Consider the following 11,816-nt stretch of genomic DNA (forward strand, 5'->3'; position numbering starts at 1 on the left):
TTCAAGATGAAGGATTCTCTTTTATGCTCCCTTACTATTAATAATTTCCTTGTGCCATCATAGCATCTGCTACTTTTAAGAAACCTGCTATGTTAGCACCAGCAACTAAGTTATAACCAAATCCATACTCTTCAGCCGCTTTCATTGCGTTATTGTGAATGTTTACCATGATTTCATGTAATTTCTTATCTACTTCTTCTCTAGTCCATGATAATCTCATACTATTTTGTGACATTTCAAGTGCTGAAACTGCAACTCCACCAGCATTTGCAGCTTTAGCTGGTCCAATTATTACTCCATTTTCTTGTAAGTATTCAAGTGCATCGTTTGAACATGGCATATTTGAAGCTTCAGTTATGAACTTAACTCCATTTTCTACAATCTTCTTAGCATCTTCTAGAAGTATTTCATTTTGAGTAGCACATGGCATTATGATATCAACTTTTCTACCCCATGGTTTTTCTCCTGGGAAGAATTCAACACCAAATTTGTCTGCATAATCTTGAACCTTATCTCTACCTGATGCTCTCATTTCTAACATATAATCAATTTTTTCACCTTTAACTCCATCTGGGTCGTAAATGTATCCATCTGGACCTGAAAGTGTTACTACTTTACCGCCTAATTCATTAATCTTTTGAACTGCTCCCCACGCAACGTTACCGAATCCTGAAAGTGCAACTGTTTTACCTTCAAAAGATTCTCCTTCATGCTTTAACATTTCTTGACAGAAGTAAGTAGCACCGAATCCTGTAGCTTCAGGTCTTATTAAGCTTCCTCCATAAGTTAAACCTTTTCCAGTAAGTACTCCGTTTTCAAAGGCTCCTCTTATTCTTCTATATTGTCCATATAAGTACCCTATTTCTCTACCACCAACGCCAATATCTCCAGCTGGTACGTCTACATCTGGTCCTATATGTCTATAAAGTTCTGTCATGAAGCTTTGGCAGAATCTCATAATTTCAGCATCTGACTTACCTCTTGGGTCAAAGTCTGAACCACCTTTACCTCCACCAATTGGAAGACCTGTTAATGAGTTTTTGAATATTTGCTCAAAGCCTAAGAATTTAATTATTCCAATGTAAACTGAAGGATGGAATCTAAGCCCACCTTTATATGGTCCTATTGCTCCATTGAACTGAACTCTAAATCCACGATTAACTTGAACGTTTCCTTCATCATCAACCCATGGTACTCTGAACATTATTTGTCTTTCTGGTTCACAAATTCTTTCTAAAAGATTGCCTTCAATGTATTCTGGATGTTTTTCTATAACTGGTTCTAATGAATTAAGTACTTCTTCAACTGCTTGTAAAAATTCTGGTTCATTTGGGTTTCTTTCTTTAACTTTTTCAAATACCTCTTTAATATAAGACATAGATACATCTCCTCTCTTTTTAATAAAATAAAGTAAATATATATATATTATTTAATTAAAGGCGATTATATATTTATTATTTAGGTACATTTTTTATTCATCTTTATTCCTTTTTTACAATAACGATTGTCGAATTATGTATATCTGATATAACAACAAACAACAGCTTCGTTAATGGTTTGACAATCTTTTTTCGTATGTCATTTTTATCATTATCATTCTCATTACCTTCCTTATCATAAGTAAAACCTTTTCCCGACTCCTACAAAACAATTTTATTGAAAATGTTTACACTGGCATTATAGCACATAAATTTTATAATGTAAATAGATTTAAGTGTTAGTTATGTTAAATTTTTGTCATTTTTCTAATGTTTACATCAACCGAAATAATGTTAAGTGCTGTCATTTTCTCAACTTCTGATATAATTTTTTTTTGCATTTTTTTTATAATTTCAATTATTGGATGTCCAAATATAACTCCTACATTTATATTTATTATTATTCCATTTTCTAAAGTCCTAATATAAACATTATACACCTTAGATATTCCTTCTATTTGTAAGGCAGCATGCTTAGTTATACTTTTAATAACACCATCTGCAATTGTATATTTACCTAAATAACTAAATGTTGGTCTTACTACTGTCTTTTCATAGACTTGTACTGGTTCTTTGTTATCCTTTTTTCTTTTAAAAATTCTCAAAGTATCAATAAAGTAACCAGAAAAATCCTTTTTTATCTCAAAAGTTGGTACTGGAATTACATGTTTGCCTTCTTTTGTTCTCTGCTGTCTTGCAATTTCCATTTCATCAGGTGAAGAAATATCTTCTATGAATACTTTATGAGATACTTTAGGAAGACTTAAAGCTTCAACTATTCTATCAACCATTTTTTCTGACGTACCCAAAATTAATATACCATCAGGTTTCACTTTTTCTATAGCTTGTTTAACTTCTTGTCTATGGATTTTATCTGTAAACAAAGCTCTCTTAACTGCACTTATTGTTGAATCCTCTCTTTTAGCTGATTTACCAGCTATAACATTAGTACCCTTTATTAAAAGTCCATCATCTATTATATATTCTAGGCCCATATCTTTTGCTATCATTATGGCTCTGTAGCTTTTACCTGTACCACTTGGTCCAATTAGTGCTATTATCTTCATATTATTCCTCCAATAGAGTTTGTATATATTATCATTTTAACACATATTCTTATGGAATATAATTTAAAATTGAAAATGTCAAAAAGCGAATAGCTAAAAGCCAGTAGATGTATAAAAAGACAGCCCGTAAAGGCTGCCTATATTTTTGAAGGTCAACTGTCTTTAAGATCAGTTGCCATATTTACTTTTCATCAGAAGCTGCTACTTCTTTGAAAGCGCTAAGTATATCATCAACATTATCTAATGCTTCAATTAATTGTGGTACTACTTCGTATAAATCTCCTACTATACCATAATCTGCTACTTTAAATATTGGTGCATCAGGATTTTTATTGATAGCAACTATACATCCTGAATCTTGCATACCTGCTAAGTGTTGTATAGCTCCTGAGATACCACAAGCTATATATAATTTAGGTCTTACTGTAGTTCCTGTTTGACCTACCTGATGAGCATGGTCAATCCATCCTGCATCAACTGCTGCACGTGAAGCTCCAACTACACCATCTAATTTTTGCGCAAGCTTGTGTAATAATTCAAATCCTTCTGGTTTTCCTAATCCTCTACCACCTGCTACGATAACTGAAGCATCTTCTATTGCAACCTCTGCTTTTTCACTCTTAACTCTTTCAACTACAACTGCTTTAATATCATCTTCAGTTAAGCTAACTTCTACTTTTTCTACTTCTCCAGTCTTGTTTTCATCATAATGAGCTTTTTCCATTACTCCAGGTCTTACAGTTGCCATTTGTGGTCTATGATTTGGACAAATGATAGTTGCCATTAAGTTTCCACCAAAAGCAGGTCTTGTTTGTAATAACTTACCATCTTCGTCATCTATTTCTAGTTTTGTACAGTCAGCTGTTAACCCTGTTGCTAATCTAGCAGATAGTCTTGGTCCTAAATCTCTACCTATTGTAGTAGCACCAATTAACATGATTTCTGGCTTTCTTTCTTTAACTAATTCAGCTATAACTTTTGTATATGCATCAGTTGTATATACTTCTAATTTCTCATCTTCTGCATATATTACTTTATCAGCTCCATATTTTATCAATTCTTCTGCTAAATTGTCAACTTTATTTCCTAGTAATACTGCTGTTAATTCTACACCTAATTTATCTGCAATTTTTCTACCTTCTCCAAGTAATTCAACTGCTACGTTTAGAAGTTCTCCTTCTCTTTGCTCTGCGAAAACCCAAACTCCTTTATATTGACTTATGTCTACACCTTTCTTTTCAACTTCCTCTTTCTCAATAGCATCTACTGGACATGCTTCTATACATGCACCACATAACGTACAGTTATCTTTAATTACTGGTTTATTGTCTACCATTTCTATTGCATCAAATGGACATTTATCAACACAAACTCCGCAACCTACACATTTCTCACTTATAACTTTAATTGCCATTCTTATACCTCCTTTTTTCTTTATATGGGTCTTTGTTGTTTAAAACAGGGACTAGGGTATATGGGACTAATTTTGGGGACTCATGGGCATTTATTCGATTTTTTTCTATACTATATAGCTTGCTTTTCTTTTAATCTAGCAATTAATTTTGCAACTGCCTCTTTAGTTGTTCCTTCTAGCATTTCACATGTACCATGCTTAGCTGGTGGAGTAAATGATTTCTTAACTTGTGTTGGTGAACCGTCAAGTCCTATTTGAGTTCTATCAACATCTATATCATCTACTCCCCATACTTTAACTTCTTTTTCACCATATGCTTCATATATACCTTTAATATTTGGATATCTTGGCTCGTTTAACTCACCGATTGCAGTCAATAATACTGGAAGCTTAGCTTCAATATTATAGTAACCGTCTTCTACAGCTCTGTGAGCTCTTACTTTGTCATCTTCTAACTCTAATTCTTCAACATAAGTTATTTGTGGTATTCCTAAATGTTCAGCTATTTGAGGTCCTACTTGAGCTGTGTCTCCATCAATCGCTTGTCTACCACAGAATATAATGTCGAAATCTCCAATTTTTCTAATTGCTGATGCTAAAGTTGTTGATGTTGCCCAAGTATCTGCTCCTGCAAATGCTCTATCACTTAATAGAATTGCCTCATCTGCTCCTATAGCTAAAGCTTCTCTTAATGCTTCATCTGCTTGAGGTGGTCCCATGCTAAGTACTGTAACTTTTACATCATCATATTTGTCTTTTAACCTTAACGCTTCTTCTAATGCATTTTTGTCATCTGGGTTTATAATACTTGGAACACCTTCTCTAATTAAAGTTCCTTTTTTAGGGTCTATTCTAACTTCATTAGTATCAGGAACTTGCTTTACACATACAATTATATTCATCTCATCTTCCTCCTTTTTTACATTTTCTTACTAACTACTAACAGTCAATACTTATCATCTATCTCAATACGTTAGCCGCTATAACCATTCTTTGTACTTGTGAAGTACCTTCGTAGATTTCTGTAATCTTAGCGTCTCTCATCATTCTTTCTACTGGGTAATCTTTTGTATATCCATATCCACCATGTAATTGTACAGCTTTAGTTGTAACTTCCATAGCAATTTCCGAAGCATAAAGTTTAGCCATAGCTGCTTCTTTACCATATGATAATCCATTTGCCTTTCTATAAGCTGCATTATAAACTAACCATCTAGCAGCATTTACTTTTGTTTCCATGTCTGCAATAATCCATTGTAACCCTTGGAATTTGCCTATTGGTCTACCAAACTGCTCTCTTTCTTTTACATACTTAACTGCCTCATCTAATGCACCTTGAGCAATTCCTAGTGCCTGTGCACCTATACCAATTCTTCCTCCATCTAATGTCTGCATCGCAACTTTGAATCCTTTACCTTCTTTACCTAATAGATTTTCCTTAGGTACTTTACAATTTTCAAAAATTAATTCTGCTGTTGCTGAAGCTCTAATACCCATTTTATCTTCAATTTTTCCAATAGAGAATCCTGGAAAATCTTTTTCTACTATAAAAGCACTTATTCCTCTAGTACCTTTTGACTTGTCAGTCATAGCAAAAACTATATAAACATCTGCTTGCCCACCATTTGTAATAAATACTTTTGAACCATTTAATACGTAGTGGTCTCCTTTTAATTCAGCAACTGTTTGCTGTGCTGAAGCATCTGTACCTGCATTAGGTTCAGTTAATGCAAATGCTCCTAATAATTCACCTTTTGCCATAGGGATTAAATATTTTTGTTTTTGCTCTTCTGTACCAAACTTATAAATTGGCCAGCATCCTAATGATGTATGAGCTGATAGAATAACACCTGATGTACCACATCTCTTTGAAAGCTCTTCAACTGCTATTGCATAAGCGATTTCGTCTCCGCCAGCTCCACCATATTCTTTAGGGAATGGTATCCCCAACATGTGGTATCTTGCTAGTTTGTCAACAGTTTCTCTAGGATATCTTTCTGTCTCATCAATCTCAGCTGCAATAGGGTCAACTTCTTTTTCAGTAAATTCTCTCATTACCTTTTGAACCATTTCTTGTTCCTTAGTTAACTTGAATTCCACTTTGTTTCCCTCCTTAATTTTGTTTATATTATTAATTTTCATTTATTTAGCTAAAAATTTAACTTTCATCTTAATATATATGCATATCCTGTGCCAACTTTTAAAAGTTTGTTAATTTTTTATTTATTTATTGCTGAAAACTAGTATATTTCAGCTGCCAAAAAACATAAAAAAATGAAGCAGAAAGTTTGATACTCTCTACTTCATAATTTGATATTGTAAATTTTTTGTACACTCTTTAATATTTAATGTATAATTTCCTCTACGTTATTGTTAATACAATAACAATCCAATATGTATCGCAATTTATACACGTGTCCGAATATCAAGACAGTTCATTTTCAAAGTTTTTTTGCTACTATACATCCTTTATCTGATATTTATCAAGCTTCTCATATAAAGTAGAACGACTTATATTTAAAAGCTTTGCTGCCTTTACCCTATTTCCATTAGTATGCTTTAAACAATGTATAATTATTTCTCTTTCAGCATTTTCTATGGCTTGCTTCAGGGAAAATCTACTACTGGTTATGCTTGTTTTGTTTTTCAGTAAGTAAACAGGTAAATGCATAGGCTTTATAACTTCTCCACAATCAGCTACATTAATAGCCCTTTCTAATACATTTTCTAGTTCCCTTACATTCCCTGGCCAATCATGCCTTTTTAGTATATCAACTGATTCTTTACTTACTCCAGGTATATATTTACCTAAATCTTTACTATGTTTTTTTAATAATACATTAACAAGCTCTTCTAAGTCCTCTTTTCTCTCCCTTAATGAAGGGACATCTACCCTTATGACATTAAGTCTATAATACAAGTCCTTTCTAAATTTCCCCTCATTAACTAATGTTTCTAAATCTCTATTAGTAGCTGCAATTATTCTAACGTCTACACTTATTGGCGTATTAGAACCAACTGGCTCTATCTCTTTTTCCTGTAAAACTCTAAGTATCTTAGCTTGCATCTCAAGGGGCATGTCCCCTATTTCGTCTAAGAAAATAGTTCCTTGATGAGCCAATTGAAATTTTCCTATCTTTCCACCACGTTTGGCTCCAGTAAATGCTCCTTCTGAATATCCAAACAGCTCTGATTCTAGTAACTCATAGGGTATAGCTGCACAATTCATCTTAATAAATGGCCCTAAATGTCTTGGACTAGCATTATGGATACTGTGGGCAAATAGTTCTTTACCTGTTCCACTTTCTCCTGTTATGAGTACAGTTGAATTGCTTTTAGATGCTATTTTAGCAATTTTTTTTGTCTCTTTCATCTTATAGCTATTATCAGGTATATTTTCAAAAGAATATTTTACTTGTCTTACTCGTTTCAACTCATCCTTATAGTAATCAAGTTCATTCTGTATGACAGTTAACTTTTTAGCAAGTGATTTAACTTCTTGTATATCTCTAAACATAATTTTACCAATAGCCCCTATAACTTTATCATTTTCTTTTATAGGTATTCTCATAGCCACTATTTTATTTTCTCCTATTTCTTGTATATCTCCTATTTCTGCTTCACCTGTTTCTAGAATAATATGAAGTCTTGTATTCTGAATAACTTCTGTTACATGCTTACCTATAACATCTTTCACATTTACATTCAAAAACTCGGCATATGAATCGTTCATCATAATTATTTTTCCTTCTTCGTCTACTACAACAATTCCATCATATACATTTTCTAGTATAGTTTTTAAAGTACGTGTCAAATTTTTTTCATTACTTAACTCCTTTATTGCGTTTTCAAGTTCAGTAATATCTTGGAAAGTGGCTATTGCTCCTACTACTTGGTTATTTCTAATTATAGGAGTTTTATTTACTATTACATTAAGTCCGTTTATTAAACACTTTTCTCCTAACTGTGACTCACCCGTTTCTAATACCTTTTTTAATTCAAAATTGTGTATAATATCCTCTGCTTTCTTTTCTAATACTTCACTTTCACTCTTGTTTATTATTTTAAGGGCTGACTCATTTATGCTTATAATTTTTCCATTTTTATTGACAGCTAATATACCATTATGTGTATGCTTTAAAATAGCTTCTAACTCTTCTGTAACGTAACTACTTTTTTTATAATATGCTTTCAACATGTCTGAAACTGTTATTATACCTATCAATTTCTCATCTTTATCCACAATAGGTACTCTACTTATTCCCATATTAAATATTTTATCTGTCTTAGTATCACCATCTACACATAAAACCCTTTTTCTCATAATCTCATCTACTTGGCAATCAGAATCTATGTTTAATTTAATTGCTTTAAATAATTCCCTCTCAGTAACTATTCCAACCAGCTTATTATCGTCATCAACCACTGGCAAACTTTGAAAATTATTCTCCAACATAATAGATGTAGCTTGTCTAATACTCATCTCTTTTGTTATACTTATAGGATTTTTTGTCATCAAATCTCTAACCTTCAATGCCTTCACCCCCAAATCTTAAATCCCATATACCCATATATTCCAAAAAAAGACCATCATAAGATGGTCTCGAAAAAAGCAGCTTTAATAATAAGATATATTTTATTCTTGTTCACTATAACACTTTAATAAATACGATAATGTAAATAAACTTTCACTTAAATGTACATTCTCTACTACTACATCTTCAGGCACTTTAATATCGTTAGGTGCAAAATTCCATATTGCTTTAACTCCTGCTTTTACTAATCTATCAGCAGTATCTTGACTATATTCTTTAGGTGTACATATTACTCCTATATCAACTTCATTCTCGGCTATAAACTCTTCCAGACTATCAACATCTTTTATTTCAATATCTCTAATCTTTAAGCCTATTAATTTAGGGTTTTTATCAAAAAGTGCTAATACTTCAAATCCTTCGTCTTGAAATCCTTTATAGTTCGCTATAGCCTGACCGATATTACCTGCTCCTACTATTATAGTATAATACTTTCTATCTAGTCCCAATATTTTACCTAAAGCATTTCTTAATTCCTCAACGTTGTAACCATATCCTTGCTGACCAAATCCTCCGAAGTTGTTTAAGTCTTGTCTTATCTGAGAAGCAGTAAATCCTGTTAGTCTACTTAATTCTTTTGATGATATTCTAGTTATGTCTTTTTCGAGTAATTCTTCGAGATATCTATAGTATTTAGGTAATCTTCTAATAACTGCCATTGACACTCTTCTACTTTTTCCCATATACCCGCACCTCACTAACATCTATTTATATCTCACTAAAGCCGGTATTGAAATCGTATTCATTATATCAATCCGTTAATAATTTGTCAATATCTACCTTGTACTAAACGTATCATTATTTTTATTTATAACAAATTCCTATTTATAATAGCATTATACTTTTAATAAAGCAAGTCTTAGTAGTTGTAAAAAAATTACTATACGAATTTATGGTATTTTATGCATTTAAAAAACTAAATAACATGTTTGTTTAATTTACTGTATTTTTCTGTTAAAATTTATATATACTAATCATCCTAATTAATTATACCCAAATAAATAGAATTTAAAACATAACAAAATTATTTTTGGCTTTTGCCAAAAACATTTGTACTAAATTTATGTACTAAATGCTTAGTACTGGGTACTAGTTATTAGCCATTAGGTAAATAGATTTATACGAAAAGCAAACAGCAATTATCCAAATTAATTTTACATTTTACATTTTCAATTTCTTACCGAGGAGTGATAAACATGATAGTTCTATCATGTAATAATATATCTAAAAGCTATGTAGTGGACAAAATACTTGATAATGTTAGCTTTACTTTACAAGAAAATGAAAAAGTTGGTCTTATTGGACTAAATGGTGCAGGTAAAACTACTTTATTTAAAATTTTAGCTGGAAAAATTCCAAAGGACTCAGGTGATATATATGTATCAAAAGACTGTAAAATTGGATATCTAGAGCAACAAACACAAATATATAGCGAAAAATCTATTTTTGATGAATGCTTAGAAGTCTTTAAAGACTTAATCGATATGGAAAAACAATTAAGAGAATTAGAAAATCAAATTTCAATTGAAGGTCAAAATGAATCATCGAGTAAATTAAATTCATTAATGCAGAGATATTCTAACTTATCGGAAGAATTCAACTCAAGAAATGGATACGGATATAAAAGTGAAATTAGAGGAATATTAAAAGGACTTGGCTTTAATGAAAAACAATTTGACCTCCCATTACACCAACTAAGTGGTGGACAAAAATCAAGAGTACATTTAGCAAAACTACTTTTGCAAAAGCCCGATATTTTATTATTAGATGAACCTACTAATCACCTTGACATGGAAGCCGTATCTTGGTTAGAAAAATATATTAAAGAATATAGAGGAGCGGCAATAATTATATCCCATGATAGATACTTCCTAGACTCTACAGTGTCAAGAATATTACTACTAGAGAACTCTATTATAAAATCATATAATGGAAATTATACAACCTTTATGAAAAAGAAAAAAAAGGAAAGAGAACTACTTCAGAAAAAATATGAAGAACAACAAAAGGAAATTAAAAGACAGGAGGAAATAATAAGGTCTTTATCTCAAGGTGGCAAGAGAGCAATCAGACAAGCTAAAAGTAGGCAAAAGATGCTAGATAAAATGAAAGTTATTGATAAGCCCGTTAGTAATAATAAAAAAAGCTCTATAAGATTTGAGCCTAAAATAAAAAGTGGTAATGATGTGCTCAAAGTTCGAAGCCTAGTAAAGCATTACGATAATATAAAATTATTTGAAAACATAAGTTTCGATATATATAAAGGTGAAAAGGTTGGTTTAATCGGACCTAATGGTATAGGTAAAACTACATTATTAAAAATAATAATGAATCAAATAGATTATTCAGAAGGTGAAATAACCTTAGGTCACCATGTTAATATAGGTTACTATGACCAAGAACAGTCAAATCTCAATGCTGACAAAACTGTAGTAGATGAAATATGGGATGAACATCCTTTATTTAATCACTATAAAGTTAGAAAAATGCTTGCTCAATTTTTATTTCAAGGTGAAGATATATTTAAACTTGTAAGTGAATTAAGTGGTGGAGAAAAAAGCAGATTGGCCCTTTTAAAACTAATGCTATCTGAAGCGAACTTTTTACTAATGGACGAACCTACTAATCACTTAGATATAGATTCAAAGGAAGCTTTAGAAGATTCGCTGTTAAATTACAAAGGTACTTTACTTGTAATATCTCACGATAGATACTTTTTAAATAAAGTTACTGATAAAATATTAGAACTAACTCCAAATAGGGTTAATGAGTATTTAGGTAACTATGACTACTATTTAGAAAAGAAAAACGCTATGAATGAAGAAACTGAAGATTTGCCTAAGAAAACTAAAACTCAAATTAAAATAGAACGTAAAAAAGAAAAAGAGAAAAGAAAGTTAATAAGAAAAAAGAAAAATATGCTTAGAGATATCGAGAAAAAAATAGCTATTAACGAAGAAAAGAAAAAAGAACTAGAAGAATTGATGTGTAACCCAGATATATATTCTGATAATGTTAAAATGAGGGAAATATATAGTGAATGTGATAACATAAAAAAAGAACTTGAAAAATTATATGATGAATGGGTAGAGCTTACAGAAGAATTAGGTTAAAAAAGCGAGCATAGCTCGCTCCGCTAGGGGAACCTAGTTCCCCTTCCTTCGGCGGACGTTTAACATCCTGAGTACCCCTCTTAAAACAGCAGGGGACCCTGTCCCCTACAACCCCTATTTTTTATTCTCTTACAAAATTTTCTGTACTG

8 protein-coding genes are annotated in these 11,816 nt (G+C 31.6%); 1 reads left to right on the forward strand and 7 read right to left on the reverse strand.

Annotated features, from left to right (window positions below; translation table 11 throughout):
• Window positions 1-37 precede the first annotated feature (37 nt).
• The 7 genes from gdhA to L21TH_RS09150 form a co-directional block, all read right to left on the reverse strand.
• Window positions 38-1,378: an NADP-specific glutamate dehydrogenase gene (gene gdhA / locus L21TH_RS09120; RefSeq protein WP_006314534.1), complete on the reverse strand. Its 1,341-nt coding sequence runs from the start codon at window positions 1,376-1,378 to the stop codon at window positions 38-40.
• Between the two features lie 348 nt (window positions 1,379-1,726).
• Complete coding sequence (locus L21TH_RS09125) at window positions 1,727-2,545, reverse strand: ATP-binding protein (protein WP_006314535.1); 819 nt, start codon at window positions 2,543-2,545, stop codon at window positions 1,727-1,729.
• A gap of 181 nt (window positions 2,546-2,726) precedes the next feature.
• Window positions 2,727-3,959, reverse strand: coding sequence for an electron transfer flavoprotein subunit alpha/FixB family protein (locus tag L21TH_RS09130; protein ID WP_006314536.1), 1,233 nt, complete (start codon window positions 3,957-3,959; stop codon window positions 2,727-2,729).
• A 110-nt stretch (window positions 3,960-4,069) separates the two neighbouring features.
• The gene (locus L21TH_RS09135; RefSeq protein WP_006314537.1) at window positions 4,070-4,861 is read right to left on the reverse strand and encodes an electron transfer flavoprotein subunit beta/FixA family protein; all 792 of its coding nucleotides are present in this window, start codon (window positions 4,859-4,861) and stop codon (window positions 4,070-4,072) included.
• Window positions 4,862-4,919: 58 nt separating this feature from the next.
• Window positions 4,920-6,059, reverse strand: coding sequence for an acyl-CoA dehydrogenase (locus tag L21TH_RS09140; RefSeq protein WP_006314538.1), 1,140 nt, complete (start codon window positions 6,057-6,059; stop codon window positions 4,920-4,922).
• A 358-nt stretch (window positions 6,060-6,417) separates the two neighbouring features.
• Window positions 6,418-8,493 carry a sigma-54-dependent Fis family transcriptional regulator gene (locus tag L21TH_RS09145; protein WP_006314539.1) on the reverse strand — a complete coding sequence of 692 codons (2,076 nt, stop codon included), beginning with the start codon at window positions 8,491-8,493 and terminating at the stop codon, window positions 6,418-6,420.
• A gap of 102 nt (window positions 8,494-8,595) precedes the next feature.
• Entirely contained in the window at window positions 8,596-9,237 is a 642-nt protein-coding gene (locus L21TH_RS09150) for a redox-sensing transcriptional repressor Rex (RefSeq protein WP_006314541.1), read from the reverse strand.
• Window positions 9,238-9,750: 513 nt separating this feature from the next.
• Between L21TH_RS09150 and L21TH_RS09155 the strand changes: the two genes are divergently transcribed.
• Complete coding sequence (locus L21TH_RS09155) at window positions 9,751-11,667, forward strand: ABC-F family ATP-binding cassette domain-containing protein (RefSeq protein ID WP_006314543.1); 1,917 nt, start codon at window positions 9,751-9,753, stop codon at window positions 11,665-11,667.
• Window positions 11,668-11,816: the final 149 nt, after the last annotated feature.

Source organism: Caldisalinibacter kiritimatiensis (assembly GCF_000387765.1).
In the GTDB taxonomy this organism is placed as follows: Bacteria; Bacillota; Clostridia; order Tissierellales; family Caldisalinibacteraceae; genus Caldisalinibacter; species Caldisalinibacter kiritimatiensis.